At 71.3% G+C, this 18,601-nt stretch carries 19 protein-coding genes and 1 pseudogene; 7 read left to right on the forward strand and 13 right to left on the reverse strand.

Going from position 1 to position 18,601, the window contains the following annotated elements:
- Positions 1 to 60: 60 nt before the first annotated feature.
- From CHC09_RS31710 to CHC09_RS31725, 4 genes are all read right to left on the reverse strand, one after another.
- Complete coding sequence (locus tag CHC09_RS31710; RefSeq protein WP_089296918.1) at positions 61 to 1,257, reverse strand: mechanosensitive ion channel family protein; 1,197 nt, start codon at positions 1,255 to 1,257, stop codon at positions 61 to 63.
- A gap of 123 nt (positions 1,258 to 1,380) precedes the next feature.
- Positions 1,381 to 2,199, reverse strand: coding sequence for a DUF1206 domain-containing protein (locus CHC09_RS31715; RefSeq protein WP_089296919.1), 819 nt, complete (start codon positions 2,197 to 2,199; stop codon positions 1,381 to 1,383).
- A gap of 43 nt (positions 2,200 to 2,242) precedes the next feature.
- Positions 2,243 to 2,560 carry a hypothetical protein gene (locus tag CHC09_RS31720; RefSeq protein WP_089296950.1) on the reverse strand — a complete coding sequence of 106 codons (318 nt, stop codon included), beginning with the start codon at positions 2,558 to 2,560 and terminating at the stop codon, positions 2,243 to 2,245.
- A gap of 91 nt (positions 2,561 to 2,651) precedes the next feature.
- Positions 2,652 to 4,181, reverse strand: coding sequence for a glycoside hydrolase family 3 protein (locus CHC09_RS31725; RefSeq protein WP_089296920.1), 1,530 nt, complete (start codon positions 4,179 to 4,181; stop codon positions 2,652 to 2,654).
- A gap of 142 nt (positions 4,182 to 4,323) precedes the next feature.
- On the opposite strand from CHC09_RS31725, the gene CHC09_RS48535 reads away from it, so the two are divergent.
- Positions 4,324 to 4,452 (forward strand): hypothetical protein, encoded by a 129-nt coding sequence (locus CHC09_RS48535; protein ID WP_275407904.1) that lies wholly within the window; start codon positions 4,324 to 4,326, stop codon positions 4,450 to 4,452.
- A gap of 18 nt (positions 4,453 to 4,470) precedes the next feature.
- On the forward strand, positions 4,471 to 6,141 hold the full coding sequence (locus tag CHC09_RS31730; protein ID WP_089296921.1) for a RecQ family ATP-dependent DNA helicase: 1,671 nt from the start codon (positions 4,471 to 4,473) through the stop codon (positions 6,139 to 6,141).
- A 30-nt stretch (positions 6,142 to 6,171) separates the two neighbouring features.
- Here the strand turns inward: CHC09_RS31730 and CHC09_RS31735 are convergent, their stop codons facing one another.
- A complete protein-coding gene (locus CHC09_RS31735; RefSeq protein WP_239138586.1) occupies positions 6,172 to 6,822 on the reverse strand; it encodes an MBL fold metallo-hydrolase in 651 nt (216 codons plus the stop codon).
- Positions 6,823 to 6,990: 168 nt separating this feature from the next.
- Between CHC09_RS31735 and CHC09_RS31740 the strand changes: the two genes are divergently transcribed.
- Positions 6,991 to 8,040: a class I SAM-dependent methyltransferase gene (locus CHC09_RS31740; protein ID WP_089296923.1), complete on the forward strand. Its 1,050-nt coding sequence runs from the start codon at positions 6,991 to 6,993 to the stop codon at positions 8,038 to 8,040.
- 175 nt (positions 8,041 to 8,215) lie between these two features.
- On the forward strand, positions 8,216 to 8,719 hold the full coding sequence (locus CHC09_RS31745; RefSeq protein ID WP_089296924.1) for a hypothetical protein: 504 nt from the start codon (positions 8,216 to 8,218) through the stop codon (positions 8,717 to 8,719).
- Between the two features lie 83 nt (positions 8,720 to 8,802).
- On the opposite strand, the gene CHC09_RS31750 is transcribed toward CHC09_RS31745, so the two are convergent.
- The 6 genes and pseudogenes from CHC09_RS31750 to CHC09_RS31775 all read right to left on the reverse strand — a co-directional run bounded on the left by CHC09_RS31750 (position 8,803) and on the right by CHC09_RS31775 (position 15,348).
- Entirely contained in the window at positions 8,803 to 9,441 is a 639-nt protein-coding gene (locus CHC09_RS31750; protein ID WP_089296925.1) for a response regulator, read from the reverse strand.
- Positions 9,438 to 10,700, reverse strand: coding sequence for a sensor histidine kinase (locus CHC09_RS31755; RefSeq protein ID WP_089296926.1), 1,263 nt, complete (start codon positions 10,698 to 10,700; stop codon positions 9,438 to 9,440). Before CHC09_RS31755 ends, CHC09_RS31750 begins: the two co-directional genes overlap by 4 nt.
- Positions 10,701 to 10,728: 28 nt before the next feature.
- The gene (locus CHC09_RS31760) at positions 10,729 to 11,469 is read right to left on the reverse strand and encodes an ABC transporter permease (RefSeq protein WP_089296927.1); all 741 of its coding nucleotides are present in this window, start codon (positions 11,467 to 11,469) and stop codon (positions 10,729 to 10,731) included.
- A gap of 2 nt (positions 11,470 to 11,471) precedes the next feature.
- Positions 11,472 to 12,366, reverse strand: a pseudogene (locus CHC09_RS31765) (ABC transporter ATP-binding protein).
- Positions 12,367 to 12,448: 82 nt separating this feature from the next.
- Positions 12,449 to 13,618, reverse strand: a complete 1,170-nt coding sequence (locus tag CHC09_RS31770; RefSeq protein ID WP_089296928.1) for a glycosyltransferase — start codon at positions 13,616 to 13,618, stop codon at positions 12,449 to 12,451.
- Positions 13,619 to 13,764: 146 nt separating this feature from the next.
- Entirely contained in the window at positions 13,765 to 15,348 is a 1,584-nt protein-coding gene (locus CHC09_RS31775; protein ID WP_089296951.1) for a phytoene desaturase family protein, read from the reverse strand.
- A gap of 58 nt (positions 15,349 to 15,406) precedes the next feature.
- Here CHC09_RS31775 and CHC09_RS31780 point away from each other — a divergent pair, with 58 nt between their 5' ends.
- Positions 15,407 to 15,805, forward strand: coding sequence for a DUF2795 domain-containing protein (locus CHC09_RS31780; RefSeq protein WP_089296929.1), 399 nt, complete (start codon positions 15,407 to 15,409; stop codon positions 15,803 to 15,805).
- Positions 15,802 to 16,266 carry an SRPBCC family protein gene (locus CHC09_RS31785; protein ID WP_089296930.1) on the forward strand — a complete coding sequence of 155 codons (465 nt, stop codon included), beginning with the start codon at positions 15,802 to 15,804 and terminating at the stop codon, positions 16,264 to 16,266. The genes CHC09_RS31780 and CHC09_RS31785 overlap by 4 nt, the downstream gene beginning before the upstream one ends.
- A gap of 151 nt (positions 16,267 to 16,417) precedes the next feature.
- On the opposite strand, the gene CHC09_RS31790 is transcribed toward CHC09_RS31785, so the two are convergent.
- Positions 16,418 to 16,975 (reverse strand): hypothetical protein, encoded by a 558-nt coding sequence (locus CHC09_RS31790; RefSeq protein ID WP_239138584.1) that lies wholly within the window; start codon positions 16,973 to 16,975, stop codon positions 16,418 to 16,420.
- A gap of 22 nt (positions 16,976 to 16,997) precedes the next feature.
- On the opposite strand from CHC09_RS31790, the gene CHC09_RS47965 reads away from it, so the two are divergent.
- Positions 16,998 to 17,465 (forward strand): hypothetical protein, encoded by a 468-nt coding sequence (locus CHC09_RS47965; RefSeq protein WP_239138583.1) that lies wholly within the window; start codon positions 16,998 to 17,000, stop codon positions 17,463 to 17,465.
- A 214-nt stretch (positions 17,466 to 17,679) separates the two neighbouring features.
- Here the strand turns inward: CHC09_RS47965 and CHC09_RS31800 are convergent, their stop codons facing one another.
- A complete protein-coding gene (locus CHC09_RS31800) occupies positions 17,680 to 18,114 on the reverse strand; it encodes a hypothetical protein (protein WP_089296932.1) in 435 nt (144 codons plus the stop codon).
- Between the last annotated feature and the right edge of the window lie 487 nt (positions 18,115 to 18,601).

Raw genomic sequence — 18,601 nt, forward strand, 5'->3', positions numbered from 1 at the left:
CCCCTTTCGCTGTGTCCGGTGTATGCCCTGATCACCTATGTCTCAATCCTTTGAAACCCGTCATCGCCCGGCCGGGGCCGGATGGGGCCCGCCGGGTTCCGCCACGTGTCCGTCGCCGGCACCGAACGCGGCCCCGCGGGCCTCGCCATCGTGACCGCCGCTGAACACCCGGGCGTCCTCGGAGACCTCCGCGGACATCTTCCGAGCCTGACGCATCGGCGCCAGCTCGTCGTCGAAGTCGTACAGCTGAGTACGCGTTCGGGGCAGCGCACCACGCTGGTTCTCCCACACCCAGCCGACCAGCCCCTCCCGGATCAGGCAGCGCAGGTCCCAGAGCGCGCCCGCGTCGGCGGCGCTGACCAGCGCGCGCAGCCGGATCATCCCGCCGGTCGCCTCGGTCACCTGCAACACGCAGACCCGATCGTCCCACAGCTCCGAGGCCTCGCAGAGGCGCCGTAGCTCGGCCCGGAGCGGCTCGATCGGAGTGGACCAGTCCACGTCGACCTCGGCGGTGCCGAGCAGCGCGGAACTGGTCCGGGTCCAGTTCTGGAACGGCTTGGTGGTGAAGTACGAGGTGGGCAGGATCAGCCGCCGGTCGTCCCAGATCTGCACCGCGACGTGGGTCAGCGTGATCTCCTCGATCCGGCCCCACTCCTGCTCGACCACGACCACGTCGTCGACCCGGATGGCGTCGCTGACCGCGAGCTGCAGGCCGGCGAAGACGTTGCCGAGGGTGCTCTGGGCCGCCAGGGCCGCGATCACGCTGAGCAGCCCGGCCGAGGCGAGGACACTGGCGCCCAGCGCCCGGATCTCGGGGAAGGTCATCAGCATGACGCCGACGGTGATGACCACGATCGACGCGACGGTGATTCGGCGCAGCATCACCACCTGGGTCTTGATCCGGCGGCGGCGCAGGTTGTCCGGCACGTCGGTGCGCCATCGCGCCAGGGCCACGTCCTCCAGGGCCAGGAGCAGCGCGGCCACCAGCCAGGCGGACGCGGCGATACACGCGATCACGAGCACGTGCACCACGCTGGCCCGGCCCGCGAACTCTCCGGCGTAGACCCTGATCGCTTGTTGCACCGCGACCAGGGTCAGGGTTACCAGCAACGGTTTGTGCAGGTCCTTCGCGAGGTTGACGACAAGCCCGGATCCACGGCCGATACGGATCATCACCCAGCGCGACGCCTCGACGATCACGATGGCCACGACCGCGGCTCCCGCGACGCCGAGCACGGCGGTCAGAACGTCGGACACGAGGTTTCCTCTCCACGGTCGAGTGCTGTGCCGGCACTTCAACCTGCCCGCTCCGGCCACCGGCACACCCGCTGTGGCGGATATGTGGTTACAAGCTCACACCAGGCCGCCGCGGTGTGTCAGTCAGATCTTGCGATACTTCGCCTGCGCGAGGCAGTAAACGCCGAAAGCCGCGATGCCGGCCGCGATCAACGCGAGCAGCCAGACGCCCCACGAGTACCCGGCCAGCGTCTTCAGTGCCGCGTCCAGGCCACGGGCTTTGTCCGGGTCGTAGGTCACCGCCGCGGCGACGAACAGGACACCGGCGATCGCGTACGCGACGCCCTTGGCCATGTAGCCGGCCATACCGAGCCGGAGGATCGGCTGGCGACCGGCGGCCGGCATCCGCTCCACCCTCAGGTGCTCGGCGAACTTGCGCTTGAGGCCGTACACGAAGATCCCGACGCCGACGCCGACGATCACCACGCCGACCAGGGCCACCAGGAATCGGCCGCCGGAGTCCTGCATCAACCCGGCCGACCTGTTCTCCGAGTTGTCCGCCATCGAGGCGTTGCCGCCCCGGATCACCTTGACCGCGAGCCAGGCCAGGTAGACGTAGAGCACCGCGCGGACGGCGGAGATCACCCGCTCGGCGATCGCGCCGCGGTTCCGCTCGCCCCGCTGCCCGACGATCGCCACGAGGAGTTGCCAGATCGCCATCGCCACCAGGCCGATCGCGATGGCGGCCAGCAGCGTCCTGCCGTAGGAGTGGCCGACCAACTCCCGCAGGGCACCGGACTGGTCGCTCTCCTGCCGGGATCCGCCGAAGGCAACCTCCAGCGCGATCCAGGCGAAGAGCAGATGGATGACGCCGTACCCGACGAAGCCACCACGGGCCAGGTACTCCAGAAGTTTGCTGTCGGCGGCGCGGGACGCTTGATTCTTGACGGTGCTGGAGGACATGCCTCTCAATGTGACCGGGCGCGCCCCGCGCCAAACTCGCGTGCTACCGCGACACCTGGACCTGGACCTCGCTCTTCGTCACGCTCGAGAGGGACAGCTGCAAGCCACCGACCTCGACCGCCTGCTGCCCTTTCTCCAGCGTCACCTGCTGGCCGGCCACCTGCAGGGTGACCGAGTCGTCGTCGGCGCTGACGAACTCCGCCTCCACGCCGAGGACCTCGACCGAGGCGTCGGTCTCCCGCTGGATGGTCACCGTGCACTGGTCGAGATTGCAGTCGACACCGTCGCTGCTGCAACCGGTGAGCAGGGCCGCCCCGAGGGCGGCGGAGACGAGGAGGGCGGCGGCGCGGCGCTGCTTCATGATCGACACCCTTCCACGGTACGAGACAGGCGCTCGCCGAGCCAGGGCGTCGCCCCGGAGGGGACGGCCCGTGAGGCCCGCCGCCCCTGGATCAGGCGGCGACCGGCTCCGGGACCACCGCGCCGGAGATGATCTCGGCGGCCGCGAGGCCACAGGCGCGGGTGGCCCCGAACGTGGCCACATGGACGCCGCCGACCACCTTCACCGGGATGCCCATCTCGACCACGATCGCGTCCGGGCGGATCTCGAGGACGTCGGCCAGAGCGTCCGCGACCCACGGGTGCCGGTGCACGTCCCGGACCACCAGGACCAGCGGCCGACCGCCCGCACCCGCCAGCACCAGGCTCGCCGGGTCGCTCGAACCCTCCAGGTCCTCCGCGCCGAAGCGGACCGAGGTGGTCCCGGGCAGCAGGTCGGCCAGGGGCGCGCCGATGCCCCACGGCGTCTCGCTGCCCATCGCGATGTTCCGCGTCGGGGCGAACTCGACGACGTGCGGGACGCCGGTGACGGGCAACTCGGGCGCGCCTTCGGCGCGGGTCACCCGGACCACGCGCCGGGCCGCCGCGAAGCCGATCTCCGAGGCGGGTCGCGGGCCGCGGACCACTCCGGCCTCCCGTTGGGTACGGGTGGTCCAGTCGCCCAGCGCCCGCACCCGGGCCACGGCGTCACGCAGCCGCTCCTCGGGCAGTTCGCCGCTGCGCACCGCGGCGACGATCGCGTCCCGCAGGCGGACCGCGGTCTCCTCGTCGGCGTGGTCGCCGCCCACACAGATCGCGTCCACCCCGGCGGCCAGGGCGCGCACGGTGGCGCCGGCCAGGCCGAAGCGGCGGCGCACCCCCTGCATCTCGATGGCGTCGGTGACGATCAGGCCGTCGAAGCCGAGCTCCTCGCGCAGCAGCCCGGTCAGGATCCGCGGGCTGAGGGTGGCCGGAAGGTCCGCGTCGTAGGCGGGAACGAGCAGGTGGCCGGTCATCACGACCTTGGTGCCGGCGGCGATCGCGGCGCGGAACGGGACCAGTTCGCCGGTGGCCAGTTCCTCGGCGGTGCGGTCGATCAGCGGCACGTCGTGGTGCGAGTCGACGCTGGTGTCGCCGTGGCCGGGGAAGTGCTTGGCGCAACCGGCCACGCCGTACGTCTGCAGGCCCCGCACGAAGGCGGCGGTGTGCCGCGCCACCAGCAGGGGTTCCGCGCCGAAGGCCCGGACCCCGATGACCGGGTTGTCGGGGTTGTTGTTGACGTCCGCGTCCGGGGCGTAGTTCAGGGTGATGCCCGCCGCGGCCAGCTCGCGGCCCAGGTCCCGGGCGACCGCCTCGGTCAGCAGCGGGTCGTCGATGGTGCCGAGCGCCAGGTTGCCCGGCCGGGAGCTGCCCAGCCGCGACTCGATCCGGGTGACGTCGCCGGCCTCCTCGTCGATCGCCACGATCACGTCGGGGCGCTCGGCGCGCAGCTGGGCGGTGAGCGCGGCGACCTGAGCGGCCGATTCGACGTTGCGGGCGAAGAGCGCCACGCCGCCGAGGCCGTCGCCGAGCCATCGGCGGATCCAGTCCGGAGCGGAGGTGCCGACGAACCCCGGCTGGAGGACCGCAGCGGCAAGTTCCGGCAGTTCGCCGTGGTTCGACATGAGCCCCCGTACCTCCGTCAATAGGCGCAAACGTCTATGTGAACGTTCTCTCTCGTTCGGCGACCTATGGTCACATCACTCGCAGCGATTAGTCAACAAACCTTTCTATTAGCTGTGAGCGATACGTCGGTAGAGTGACGTCGTGCCGCTCACCCCCCTCGCGGAAGCCACCGTCGACTGGTCCGAGATCCACGCCGTCCGGCTCCTCGGCATCGCCCTCGCCCTGCTCTTCCTGCTCTGGGCGATCCGCCGCATGTTCGGCGGCAAATAGGGGTACGAAGGCGCCCCGATGAGACTCCCCATCTACGGCCCCCGCCTGCGCAGAGTGGCCCGGGCCCACTTCGGCTGGCCGTCCCTGCGCCCCGGCCAGTTCAAACCGATGCGCGCCGTGCTGCGCCGCAAGGACGCCCTGGTCGTGCTCCCCACCGGAGCCGGCAAGTCGGCGATCTACCAGATCCCGGCGGTGCTGCTGCCCGGCCCGACCGTGGTCGTCTCCCCGCTGCTCGCCCTGCAGCAGGACCAGATCGCCGCCCTCAACGAGCGGAACGACCCGAAGCTCCGCGCGGTCCGGGTCAGCTCCGCCGAGACACCACGCGAACAGCGCGAGGCGATCGAGGAACTCCGCACCGGACGCGCCGAGTTCCTCTTCATCACCCCGGAACAGCTCGCCAACCCGGAGCGGCTGGCCGAGGTCCGGGCCCTGAAGCCCGGCCTGGTCGCGATCGACGAGGCGCACTGCATCTCCGCCTGGGGACCCGACTTCCGGCCGGACTTCCTCGCCCTCGGCGACATGATCAAAGAACTGGGCAGCCCACCGGTGCTGGCGCTGACCGCCACCGCGTCCCCACCGGTGCGTGAGGACATCATCAACCGGCTGCGGCTGCGCAAACCCGAGATCCACATCTCTGGGCTGGACCGGCGGAACCTGTTCCTCGAGGTGGCGCACTGCCCCGACGAGACGTACCGGTGGAAGCGGCTGACCGCGATGCTGGACGAGGGCCGGCGCCCGGGCATCGTCTACGTCGCCACCCGGCGCGCCGCCGAGGAGCTCGCCGCGCGGCTCACCCAGGCGGGCTACCCCGCTGAGCACTACCACGGCGGGATGGCCGCCGGCCTGCGCGAGCAGCGCCACGAGGACTTCACCGACGACAAGGTGGACATCATGGTGGCCACGTCGGCGTTCGGCATGGGCATCGACAAGCCGAACATCCGCTGGGTCGCGCACATGGCTCTACCCGACTCGCCGGACAGCTACTTCCAGGAGATCGGCCGGGCCGGGCGGGACGGCGAGGCCGGTCGGGTCCTGCTGCTCTGGCGGGCCGAGGACGAGGCGATCCAGCGCTTCTTCAACGGCGGCGGCCCCGACGGGGACGAGCTGCGGGAGCTGGCCGGGATCCTGCACAAGGGCCCGGCGACCAAAACGGCGCTGCAGAAGGAGACCGGGCTGGGTGTACGCCGTCTCGGACAGTATCTGGCTCTGCTGGAGCAGGCGGGCGCTGTCCGTACCGGAAAGGGCGGCAAGCTGACCGTCCCACCCGGCGCACCGCTTCCGGCCGCGGCCGCCGAGGCCGCGGTCGCGGAGTTCGCCCGGCAGCAGGCCGTGATCAAATCGCGCACCGACATGATGCGCGGCTTCGCGGAGAGCCGGCAGTGCCGCACCGAGACCCTGCTCGCCTACTTCGGCGAGGAGATCCGGCGCGCCTGCGGACACTGCGACAACTGCGCGGACGGCAGCGCCGAGGCGGTGAACGCGGTCGAGGAGGAGGGCCCGTTCCCGGTGCACAGCCGGGTGCGGCACGGCGAGTGGGGCACCGGCATGGTGATGGGCTACGAGAAGGAGCGGATGACCGTCCTGTTCGATGACGTCGGCTACAAGACGTTGTCAGTGCCGGTCGTCGTCGAGAACTCCCTGCTGGTTCCCGTCAAAGAGCGCCGCGGACATGGCTTGCGGTCGGCTTGATACGTCCCGGTTTCGATCTCCCGGGTTCCGTCAGGCCGCCGCCTCCCGGAAGCGCGCGGCGGCCTGGCCGCTGATCGCCGGCCCGTGGCCGAAGACGGCATGCTCGAACTCCCGCTCGGCCAGCCGGGACAGGCTCTCGGCGGCCCGCGCCGGGTCGTCGAGAACCCTGGAGGCGGCGACCTTACCCCGATCGCTGACCGCGGCGTCCCCGGCGAAGAGGACGCCACCGGCCCGGTCCAGCAGGAACGACAAGTGGCCGCGGGTGTGGCCGGGCGTGTGCACGGCCGTGAACCCGGCAATCGGCTCGGCGCCGTCACCGATCAACTGGTCGATCTTGGTGGGTTCGACCCGGCCGATCCGGCGGAAGACGAACTTGCGCAACCAACCGGTCGGCTCCTCGGCCGGGAACGCCCCGTTGATGAACGGCGCCTCGGCGGCGTGCGTGATCAGCCGGGCACCGGTGCGTTCGCGCAGGGCGGCCGCGTTGCCGGCGTGGTCGGGATGGTGGTGGGTCAGCAGGATCGCGTGCAGCTCACCCAGCGGACGCAGGGCCCGCTCGATCGCCGCGGCCTGCCCGGGCACGCCGGTGTCGAGCAGAACCACCCCGTCGTCGGTGACGACCAGGTGAACATTGACGAATCCGAGGCGGAGCTCGAAGACTCCGTCGACCACTTCCCGCACGCCGTGATTCTTACAGACCGTGACGCCCCGTCCCGTTCGACAGCGTCGTTACTGTGGCTGTGGGCGAGCGCCGCCTCGTAGCGGAAGCCGGCGCTCGCCCACCCCCACCCGACAGATCAATTCCGGGAACGGGCCCGGCGAGCGCCGCGCATCCGTAGAAACAGGTGCGTGGACGAGAACAGGTTGATGGAGTTCGTGCAGAAATTCGTCGGCGATCTGGGCGCGACGATCGCCGCGGGCGGCGTCGTACTCGGCGACCGGCTGGGGCTCTACCGGGGCCTGACCGCCGGCCCGTCGTCACCGGAGGAACTCGCCGAGCGGACCGGGACCGCGCCACGCTACGTCGAGGAGTGGCTGCGCGGGCAGGCGGCCGGCGGCTACGTCACCTACGACCCGGCGAGCGGGCGGTACTCGCTCACCGAGGAGCAGGCGTTCGCACTGACCGATCCGGACGGGCCGGTCTTCGCGCCGGGGGCGTTCCAGCTCGCGCTGGGCGCCCTGCGTGCCCAGCAGCGGATCGAGGCGGCGTTCCGGTCCGGCGAGGGGCTGGGCTGGCACCAGCACGACGAGGACGTGTTCGCCGGGTGCGAGCGGTTCTTCCGGCCGGGGTACAGCGCGAACCTGGTCACCGCGTGGCTGCCGGCACTGGACGGGGTGGAGGAGAAGCTGCGCGGCGGGGTCCGGGTCGCGGACGTCGGGTGCGGGCACGGGGCGTCGACGGCGCTGATGGCCGCGGCGTACCCGGCCTCGGTCTTCACCGGCTCGGACCTGCACGCCGACTCGGTGGACCAGGCTCGCAAACGCGTGGCGGACGCGGGGCTGGACTCCCGGGCGCGGTTCGAGGTCGCCGGGGCGCAGAGCTTCACCGGCGGGCCGTACGAGCTGGTCACCACGTTCGACGCGCTGCACGACATGGGCGATCCGCTGGGCGCGGCCCGGCACGTGCGCTCCCAGCTCGCCGCGGACGGCACCTGGATGATCGTGGAGCCGGCGGCCGGCGATTCGGTCGAGGCGAACCTGAACCCGGTCGGGCGGGTCTACTACTCCTTCTCCGCGTTCCTGTGCGTGCCCAACGCGCTCTCCCAGGAGGGTGGCTATTCGCTCGGCGCCCAGGCGGGTGAGGAGCCGATCCGGCGGCTGGCGACCGATGCCGGCTTCACCCGGTTCCGGCGCGCGGCGGAAACCCCGTTCAACATCGTCTACGAGGTCCGGCCCTGAACGGCGACCGGGCGGGACCGTTCAGCGGCGGTGACCCGAACCTGGTCGCCGCCGCCGGCACCGTCGACATCGTGGGTGAGCGGAGACATGATCGGGTAAAGGGGGGTGGGAGGGCGCCGGCCCGCCGGTGCGAAAGAATGCGCTGTCGGAGCCGACGGAAGCGAAAGGAACCCGAGTGACGGACGAACCGCTTTACGCCAAGCTGGGCTTCACCGATGGTGAGTGGGGGCTGCTGGTCGGCCTGCCGCACGCGGTACTCACGGCGGCGAGCGCCGCCACCCAAGACAGCGCGCGAAAGACCCGGGCGGAGAGCGCGGCCGGGCTGAACCGGATCTCCGACGCCCGCGCTTCGGCGAGCACCCTGGTGACCGCGGTGGCCACGGCCGCCGTCGCCGAAGCCGGCGACCCGGAGCTCGGCGAGGAGCCGCCGGTGATCGAGCCGGCCAACCCCGCCGCATACCTCCGGGATGTCCTGGACCGGGCGGCCGAGACCGCCGGCCTGCTGTCGGCGAAGGCCTCCGTGGCCGACGCCGAGACCTACCGCCACTGGCTGCTGGAGATCACCGACGCCGTCGTCGGCGCCGCCTCGACCGGCGGCATCCTGGGTCTGGGCGGCGAGACCGTGACCGAGGACGAGCGCAGCTTCCGCGACCATCTGGCGAGTGCCCTGGCCGGCTGAGCACCACCGGCTTCGTCGCGATCTCGGCGAGGCGGCCCGGCCGCCGGGCGACTCGCCGAGATCGCGTCCCCGCCGCGCGCCGCTCAGCGGGGTTCGCGACCCAGGAGACCCCGTTCGAAGGCCGCGGCGACGGCCGCGGCGCGGTCCCGGACCCCCAATTTGGCGTACGCGTGCAGCAGGTGGGTCTTCACCGTCGCCTCGCTGATGAACAGCTTCCGGGCGGTCTCCCGGTTGCCGCAACCGCGCGCGATCAGCGTCAGCACCTCCAGCTCCCGCTGGCTGAGCGGCTCCTTCTCGGCCGCGGGGGAACGGAGCCGGCCCATCAACCGGCCGGCCACCGACGGCGACAGCACCGACTCGCCGCGGTCGGCGGCCACCACCGCCCGGAACAGCTCCTCCCTCGGAGCGTCCTTCAGCAGGTATCCGGTGGCCCCGGCCTTGATCGCCGGCAGCACGTCACTGTCGTTGTCGTAGGTGGTCAGCACCAGCACCCGAGCCGCCGACCCGGCCTCCTTCAACGAGTGGATCGTCGTCACGCCGTCCATCACCGGCATCCGCAGATCCATCAGGATGACGTCCGGGTGCACCGCCGCGGCGACCGCGAGCGCCTCCCGCCCGTCCCCGGCCTCGCCGAGCACCGTGAACCGGTCGTCGCCGGAGAACATGCCTCGCAGCCCGTCCCGTACCACCGGATGGTCGTCGACGATGAGCAGCCCGATCACGGCGTACCTCCGAGGGCGATCGCCGGGACACAGGCCGACAGCGCGGTGCCGGCGCCCGGTTCGGATTCGACCGCCAGGGTGCCGGCGATCCGGGTCAGCCGTTCGCGCATCGCGGCGAGGCCGAACCCGCCGGTCTCGGTGATCTCGCGGGGCTCCTCCGGGTCGAAACCGGCGCCGTCGTCGCGGACGTCCAGCGTCACCAGATCCTCCATGTAGGAAAGGGTCAGTCCGACCCGGCCCGCGCCGGCGTGCCGGGCCACGTTGGCCAGCGCCTCCTGGGCCGTACGCAGCAGGGTCGCCTCGATCTCGGGCAGCAGCCGCCGCTCGGTGCCCGTGATGATCAGATCGGCGCGGATGTCGTGCAGGCTGGCCCACGTCTCCACCACCTCGCCGAGCGCGGCCGGCAGGCCGGCGCCGTCGAGCTGTTGCGGGCGCAGCGCCCGCACCGACCGGCGCGCCTCGGCGAGGCTCTCCCGGGCCAGGCGTTTCGCCGCGCCCAGGTGCCGGTCCCGCTCCCCCGGCTGCGCCTCGGCCGCCTCGAGCTGGGTGACGATGCCGGTCAGGCCCTGCGCCAGCACGTCGTGGATCTCACCGGCCATCCGCTGCCGTTCGTCCAGCACGCCCGCCTCGTGCGCCTGGACCAGCAGCTGGGCGTGCAGGCCGGCGTTCTCCTTCAGGGCCGCCTCGAGCTTCGCGTTCGCCTGCGCCAGTTCGTCGATCACCGCGAGCCGCCGCTGCGAGTTCCGCAGCTGTCCGAGCTGGAAGCGGGTCATGATGAAGGCCAGCACCGCGTTGGCCAGGAACAGGCCGGCGAAGAAGACCCGCCCGCCGGTGTCCTGCAACGTCTCGAATCCACCGGTCTGCGAAAGCGCCGTCACCAGCGCGACGCCCGAAACACCGGCCATCAGCCAGCGCTCGGAGAGCGTGTGCACGATGAAGAGGTAGCCGCTCCAGGCGAAGAAGCCGAAGAACGGGTTGCACCAGATCAACAGGCCGGACAGTACGACGTACCCGATGACGAACACCGCCGAGGCAGGGCCCGGCTGCCGGAAACGGGCCAGCAGCCGGATCCCGCCGAGGACCCAGGCCGCGGTGCCGGCCACCGCCGCGAGGGTGACCGGCAGCGGCTGCTGCGGCACCTCGGTGTGCAGAGTGAGGATCGCCAGCACGGTCGAGCCGATCAGCAGGCCGAGGGACACGAAGATCAACCGGCGCGCGTTCAGCTCCGGGCGCTCCCCGGTCCTCGCTTCCCCACTCATCGACGCTCCCCTCTCCGTGTTCAGTCTGTCAGTTCCAGCGGAAGAGGCGCGCGGCCCCGAGCCCGAAGATGATCAGGTATCCGATCAGGACGACCGCGGAGAGCCAGTTCGGCCAGTGCCCGGTCATCGTCTCGTGCAGGGCCCGTTCCCCGGCGCCGAGCGGGGTGTAGTCGCCGACCTGCTGCGCCCAGTCCGGCATCATCTCGCGCGGCGTCCAGAGCCCGGCGAAGAACATCGAGGGGAAGAAGAGCAGCGTGCCGACCGCGTTGCCGGCCTTACCGGTCGGGACCAGGGCGGCGATCAGCAGCCCGATCGAGAAGACCCCGGCCGCGCAGAGCAGGAAGGCCAGCGCGAAACCGGCGAGGTTGCCGGCGAGCGGCACATCGAAGGCGAAGTAGCCGACCGCGATGCAGAGCGCCGAGGAGACCAGAGCGATCAGCACCGACGCCGTCATCTGCGCGGCGAGCAGGGTGAGCGGGCGGACCGGAGTGGTGGCGATCCGGCGCAGCACGCCCTTCTCCCGGTACGTGGCCAGCACCGCCGGCATCACCTGCAGGCCGACCATGGCCAGGGACAGGGCGATCGCGATGCCGACGTAGACGTCGATCGTGCGGGCGCCGCCGAGTTCCGGGGACGGCTCGCGGAAGTCCGGGATGCTGCCCAGGATGCCGACCAGGATGGTCGGGAAGAGGAGCGTGAAGAAGGCCGTGACCGGTTCGCGGAGCTGCAGCTTGAGTTCGGTCCGGGTGGTCTTGGCGAAGACGGTCATGGTCACTCCTGGATCTCGTGGCCGGTGAGCCGGACGAAGGCGTCGTCGAGGCTGGCCTGCTCCACCCGCAGGTCGGCGGCGACGATCTGGTGGACGGCGAGCACCGAGCTCACCGCGTGCAGCAGGTTGCCGGTGCCGACCACCTCGACGCGGCTGCCCTGGCGGCGCACCTTGCGCACCTCGGGCAGGCTCGTGAGCAGGGCGTCGTCGAACGGCGCGGAGGGGCGGAAGCGGATCGTCTGCTCCACGGCGGTGCCCTCCACCAGGCCGGCCGGGGTGTCCAGGGCGATCACGAGACCCTTGTCGATCACGGCGAGGCGGTCGCAGAGCCGCTCGGCCTCCTCCATGAAGTGGGTGACCAGCACGACCGTGACGCCGCGGTCGCGGATCGACTCGATCAGGTCCCAGGTGTCCCTGCGGGTCGAGGCCGGTGGTCAGCTCGTCCAGGATCGCGATCCGGGGATTGCCGATCAGGGCGAGAGCGATGGAGAGGCGTTGCTTCTGGCCACCGGAGAGTTTTCCGTACGACGCCCGCAGCTTGGCCTCGAGCCCCAGGTCACCGGCGAGCACCCGCCAGTCGGCCGGGTTCGGGTAGAAGGCGCTGTAGAGCTCGAGCGCCTCCCGTACCGTCAATTTCTCCTGAAGCTGGCCGTCCTGGAGTTGCACACCGACCTCGGTGCGCAGGGCGGGATCGCGCGGAGCGCGGCCGAGGACGCTGATCGTGCCGGAGTCCGGCGTCCGCAGCCCGGCGACGCACTCGACCGTGGTGGTCTTGCCGGCCCCGTTCGGGCCGAGGATCCCGAAGATCTCCCCCGCCTCGACGGCAAGCGACACGTCACGTACCGCGACCGTGTCCCCGTAACGCTTGCTGAGGTTACTGACCTCGATCACTGTCATGGATCCAGCGTCACGGACCGGCCCCGGTGCCCGAATCGACCAGCGAGCGAACCCTTTCATCCACCGATCGGTGGATGGGGGACTACACCACCGTCTCCGGCTCGGTGTTGCTGCGGCGCAGGCCGGTCACCGCCGAGTAGACCGAGCCGACCTGCGCGGCGACCCGCTTCCAGGAGTACGCCTGCCGGGCCCGGTCCAGCGCGGCCGTCGCGTACGTGAACCGCCGCACCTTGTCGTTGATCAGGCGGCGCACCGCGCCGCCGAGCGCGTGCGGGTCCCGCGCCGGGACCAGATCGCCGGTCAGACCGTCCACGACGGTCTCGGTCAGACCGCCCACCGCCGTCCCGATGATCGGCACGCCGCAGGCCATCGCCTCCAGCGCGGACCGCTCGAACTCCTCCTGCCAGGGCGCGGCGACCAGCAGGTCGGCGGACCGGTACCAGCTCGGCATGTCGCGGTGCGGCACCGAACCGACCAACCGGAACCGGTCGGCGACCTGGAGGCGCTCGGCGAGCGCGCGCAGCGACCTGGCGCACGGGTCGGCGGGGAGCTGATCGGCCGGCGGGCCGCCGACGACGACCACCTCGGCGCCGGGCACGTACCGCATCGCCTGGATGACGTCGCCGAAACCCTTGCGCTCGACCAGCCGGCCGACCGAGAGGATGCGGGGCCGATCCGGGTCGCGCGGGACGGCCGGGCCGTCCGGGCTGAAGCGATCGCTGTCCACGCCGCCCGGGACGACGGTCAGTTGTGCCCGCGGCACCCCGATCCGGACCAGACCGAGCATCTCGTCATGGCTCTGCGCGACCACCCGGTCGACGGCCCGGCCGAGCGCTCGCTCGTAACCGGTGCGGGACGGGCCGGGCCGGTGCGGCTCGATCGCGCCGAGCTCGTAGAACGACTGCACGACCGGGATGTTGATCTGCTTGGCCGCGGTGACCGCGGCCAGGCCGCTGGTCCAGGAGTGGGCGTGCAGCACGTCGGGGGTCCAGCCGTCCCGCTGCCAGTACTCGCCGAGCAGCCGGGCGAACTCGCCCATGTACGGCAGGAGCTCCTCGGCGGGCAGCGGCCGGGCCGGGCCGGCCGGCACGTGGAGGACGCGCACGCCGTCCGCGACGGTGACGACCTCGGCGGCGTCAGGATCGGTGCGGCGGGTGTAGACCCGCACCTCGTGCCCGGAATCGACAAGCGCCTTCGACAGGTCGGCCACGCCGAGCGGGCTGGCGCGCTCGGAGATCATCGCAATCCGCACGGGGTCTCCTCACGCGACTGAACAAAGGTTGTGACGGCAGGACACGTTGCCCGTCGGCCCTCAGCGTAAACATCGAGAGCCGCGCCGGTCGGGGGTTACCGGTCAACCACCAGCCCTTTCGCGGCACTCCTCGACTTCGCCGGCGCTCAGCCGTAGATCGCCCGCTGTGCGCCGCTGACGGCCGCGCGATAGGCGCCCCCGAACAGCCCACGATCCCGGGCCAGCGCCGCCCGGGCCGCGTTCGCCCCCGGTGCGCCGTGCACCCCACCGCCCGGATGCGCCGACGAGCTGCCCAGGAAGAGCCGGTCGACCGGGGTGTCGGCGCGCCCCAGCCCCGGAACCGGCCGGAAGAACAGCTGCTGGAAGGCGGCCGACGTCCCCCCGCCGAGCGCCCCGCCGACCAGTGACGGGTTCTCCCGCTCCAGGTCACCCGGCGCGAACACGTTCCGCCCGACGATCCGGCCGCGGAACCCGGGCGCCTGCCCCTCGATCACCGCCTCGATCCGCTCGACCCGCGCGGCGATCTCCTGGACCGACCATTCCGCCCGATGTGGCAGGTGGGTGTACGCCCACGCGCTCTCCGTCCCGAACGGTGACCGGCTCCGATCAGCCGTGGTCATCTGCCCGAGCAGCAGGAACGGATCCTCCGGGACCTCCCCGGTCGCGATCTTCGCGGCGTACCGCGTCAGCCCGTTCAGATCCGCTCCCAGGTGCACCGTCCCCGCCCCGCAGACCTCCGTGTTCGACCACGGGATCGGTGCGTCGAGCGCCCAGTCCACCTTGATCGTCGCCCCGTCCCAGCGGAAGTGCGCGAGATCCTCGACCATCCGGGACGGCAGCCATCGCTCGCCGACCAGGTCCAGGAAGAGCGCCGGTGCTGGCACGTCCGCGATCACCGCCCGGGCGGCCCGCCAGTCCCGCCCGTCCGCGGTCCGCACGCCCATCGCCCGCCCACGCGCCACCAGGACCCGGCTCACCGGCGCGCCGTAGACGATCTCGCCGCCCCGGGCCCGCAGCCGGTGTACCAGCGCCTCGGTCAGCTGTCCGGCCCCGCCGACCGGCACCGGCCAGCCGACCTGCTGGCCGAGCATGGTCAACAGCCAGCCGTACACCCCACCGCCCGCCTCCTCCGGCGACAGGTCGGTGTGCAGCGCGCACCCGGCCAGCAGGACCTTGGCCCCCTCCCCACGGAACAGCTCCGATCCCAGCTCGCGTGCCGAGAGCACCATCCGGCGGCCCAGCCGCAGGGAATCCGCGACGCCGAGGCCGCGAGCCAGGCCCAGACCCGCCCGGACCGGTGGGAACGGCCGCAGGATCACGTCCAGCATGCGGCCGGAGACGGCGGTCCATTCGTCGTACGCACGCCGCCACCGCTCCCCGTCGCCCGCCGCGAACTCCTCCAGCGACGCCATCGTCCGCGCCAGATCGCGGTGGAGCGTCGCGGAGCGCCCGTCCGGCAGCAGGTGCGCGAGAACGGCCGGCGCGTGCGTCCAGGTCAGCCCGTACCGGTTCAACTCCAGGTCGCGCAGCACCGGGGAGGCGTACCCGAGCGGGTAGAACGCGCTGAACAGGTCGGAGACGTATCCGGGGGCGGTGATCTCGCCGGACCGGACCGCGCCGCCCGGCGCCCCGGTCGCTTCCAGCACCCGCACCGACCAGCCCGCGTCGGCGAGCAGATTCGCCGCCACCAGCCCGTTGTGCCCCGCCCCGACGACGACCGCGTCAACCATGTCCACATCCCGCACGTTAGCCACGTTTAGCCCGCATCCGCGCGGGCACCTCGAGATCATGGAACGGGGAAACAGCAAGCACGGCGCGGTGCTCGACGAGTGGATGGCTCAGGAGGTGCGGGACATCTTCCGAAGCCCCGCCGGCAGCCGTGCCGAGGAATGGCACATGCCCGAGCCGGCCGGCGATGACCAGCCGGAAGTCGCCATGGCACCCAACGGCGACTTCGGCCGGAACATCCCGGGCGGCGTCGGCAGCACGCAGGGCGAGGCGTTCAGCCGGTTCGGGAGTTTTCTCGGCCGGTCCGCGTTCCCGGGCGACCAGGCCGCGCTGGAGGCCTCGGCGCGGGCCATGTCCGCTCCGGACGACGTGATGCGGCGCATCGCGGCCCTGCCGTACGACAGAACCTTCCAGAACGCCGCCGAAGCATGGAGAGCAACCGAGGGAGGAAGCGCGTGAGCACGGTCACCGAATTCGTTGACGTCAACGTCCCGGTCCGAACCTGCTACGACCAGTGGACCCAGTTCGAGGAATTTCCGCGCTTCATGGAGGGCGTGGAGGAGATCCAGCAGCTCGACGACACCCACATGCACTGGAAGACCCACATCGCGGGGATCACGCGGGAATTCGACGCGAAGATCACCGAGCAGCTACCGGACGAACGGGTCGCCTGGACCGCCACGGAGGGCGAGAAGCAGGCCGGCGTGGTCACCTTCCACCGGCTCGACAACACGCACACCCGGGTGACGGTTCAACTCGATTTCGATCCGCAGGGCTTCATGGAGAAGGCCGGTGACAAGCTCGGCCTGGTGGATCGCCGGATCAAGGGCGACCTGCACCGCTTCAAGGAGTTCATCGAGAGCCGCGGTGGCATCGCCACCGGTGGCTGGCGGGGCCAGGTGGATCGGCCCGATGCCTGATCCACACCGATCGCACCGCGGAACGGCCGCCCTTCGGGACGGCCGTTCGCTTCGCCGTCCGCCAGGGCCCTCGATCCGTTTTACGGTCGCGCCACCGGGTAACGCCGGTCACATGGCACAGCACACCGCAGGGCCCAGCGGACCGCGGTGATCAATGTGTTCGCGGTCGGGCCGGCCCACTCCGGCGCAGGACCACGCTTCCCATCCCGGCCACCGCGCGGACCACGTAACGGTCGGCGGCCAGGGGCCAGCCGGCCTCCTGGAAAACCGCGCCCGTCGGCGTCCCATTGTTCATGACCCACGGGGTCAGAACCGATCCAGCGCCCTGATCCAGGTGGATCCGGAACGGCGCACCCGTCCTCGTCGCCAGGATCGCGGTGCCCACCCCGCCGGTGAAGGTCACCGAAACGGTGCCGTCCGGGTCCGGCAGCGAGACCTCGGCCAGCCCGGAGGCACCGAGATCCACCCGGCTCACCCTGCCGTCGCCCAGGTCCAGTTGCTGCTCCCCCGCCCCCGCGGGCAGCCGGATGTCCCACCGCACATCCCGGTTCAGCACGATGCGTACCTCGTCGATGCCGTTACCCTCGGTAGCCCGCAGGTGTACGGCGACCCGGCCCCCGCGCCGGACGACCACCGGCGCGACCCCCGAGCCCGGCGCGGAACTGACCCGATAGAGCAGGCCGGGCAGGGTGGCCGTCTGAACGCGCACGCGACTGGCCGCGTCGCTCACCGTGAGCCACGCGCCGGTCCGATTCAGCAGCGGGCCGGTCAGAACCCGTTCGCTCGCCGACGGCGCCGGGCTCGGCGCCGGGTCCGGCGGCGGCCCGGAACTTCGAGAAGATCCCGCCAGTACGGCCCCCACCAGCGCAGACACGCCGACCACGGCGGCTGTTGAGCGGCTTCGACGCAAGACTGGAGGCACCATCGGACAACTGAGAATCGGCCGAACGGGTGACGGCGAATTGGACTTATCGCGCCAGAATTTCCGGGTGCGATCTGCTGGATTCCTGTCTGAACGTCAGCGCCGCTTCGCGTGGCTGGGCTTCTTCCTGGCGGCCTTCCAAGCGCCGGTGGCCGCGAAGGTCATCGATGACGCGTCGTGGTTCTTCGCCGTCGTCGTCGCCCTCGTGGTCGCGACGGTGATCATCGCCGACGATGCCCAGCGTCGTCGCCCGGCACCCGCCGACTACCCCGAGTAGCCTCTCGGCGCCCTCGCCTCGCCGTCGCCGTCGCCGTCGGCCGCCGGCTCGCTCTGCTCATCCCGGCGGAGTTTCATGCCCCCCGGCCCCATGGGTACACCCGGGCGCCCTGGCGGCCATAGGCACACCTGTTCACAGAGCCTCGGGGCCTCGGCAGCCATAGACACGCCTGTTCACGTAGTCCCGGGGCCTCGGCGGCCATGGGTATATCTGTTCACCCGGGCAGAGCCTCGTGGCCGCGGCGGCCATGGGTACGGCGCCGTTCCTTGAGTTCGGCCTCGTAGAGGTGCCGCCGGCCGCCGGCCAGCTCGTTCCTGGCATCCCGTTCCACTTGCTGGAACTCGCTGTAGTACCCGTCGTCGAACTCCTCGACGAGCTGGAACGTCCAGCGCCCCGGAATCACGTTGCGCCCGATCAACTCCCGCTCGATCCGTTCCGCGATCGCGGTCTGCCCGGCCTGCATGAACAGGGACACGGCCTCATCGAGCATGAAATCCGCGCTTCCGGTGAGCTGGTGCACCGAGTACAGATGCCCGCGCACCCGTTCCACGGTTTCCAGCGCCTCACTCAGCTTCCCCAGCGCCTGCACGGTGACGTCATCCACCGACGCCGGCCGCCGATGCGCCCTGTCCGGCCCACCGTTCTCCACGCCCGACCGCCGATGCTCCCCGTCTGGCCCGCCGCTCTCCGCCCCTGACCGCCGATGCGCCCTGTCCGCGCCGCTGTCTTCCGCGTCCGCCATCGGACCGTCTCCATTCCGCACCCATTCGGATCCCGTCTCCCTACCCTGGTTCGCCCCTTCCCGAACAACGCCCGCTTCGCCTCGCTGTCCCCCGCAGGCGCCGCCGACCCACCCCAGCCGAGGATCAAGAGGGCGCACGGCGCCGCGTTGCCCACGTTGGTTTCCGCGTTCACAGTCGCAGCAGCGCCAGGAGCCCGGCTGGTCACGATGGTTCTATGAGCGGCCCCGATACCCCCATGGCAACCAGCCCGACTCGCTCAGCTGGGCCCCATAGCCCTCAAACACTGGCGACACAACCAGGTCACGTCCATGGGCGTGGTGTAAGAGTCGGCCATCGCTGATCCGTGTGGGTTGATGCTATGCGGCGATCTCGGCGGGTTCGGCTGCTTCGGTG

Origin of the sequence: Actinoplanes regularis (genome assembly GCF_900188005.1) — a bacterium.
GTDB classification, from domain to species: domain Bacteria; phylum Actinomycetota; class Actinomycetes; order Mycobacteriales; family Micromonosporaceae; genus Actinoplanes; species Actinoplanes regularis.

Bases quoted from the DNA above. Each gene is read 5' to 3' on its own strand.
- CHC09_RS31715 (WP_089296919.1), bottom strand. From the start codon at position 2,199: ATGTCCTCCAGCACCGTCAAGAATCAAGCGTCCCGCGCCGCCGACAGC.
- CHC09_RS31720 (WP_089296950.1), bottom strand. From the start codon at position 2,560: ATGAAGCAGCGCCGCGCCGCCGCCCTCCTCGTCTCCGCCGCCCTCGGG.
- CHC09_RS31725 (WP_089296920.1), bottom strand. From the start codon at position 4,181: ATGTCGAACCACGGCGAACTGCCGGAACTTGCCGCTGCGGTCCTCCAG.
- CHC09_RS31730 (WP_089296921.1), top strand. From the start codon at position 4,471: ATGAGACTCCCCATCTACGGCCCCCGCCTGCGCAGAGTGGCCCGGGCC.
- CHC09_RS31755 (WP_089296926.1), bottom strand. From the start codon at position 10,700: ATGAGTGGGGAAGCGAGGACCGGGGAGCGCCCGGAGCTGAACGCGCGC.
- CHC09_RS31760 (WP_089296927.1), bottom strand. From the start codon at position 11,469: ATGACCGTCTTCGCCAAGACCACCCGGACCGAACTCAAGCTGCAGCTC.
- CHC09_RS31775 (WP_089296951.1), bottom strand. From the start codon at position 15,348: ATGGTTGACGCGGTCGTCGTCGGGGCGGGGCACAACGGGCTGGTGGCG.
- CHC09_RS31780 (WP_089296929.1), top strand. From the start codon at position 15,407: ATGGAACGGGGAAACAGCAAGCACGGCGCGGTGCTCGACGAGTGGATG.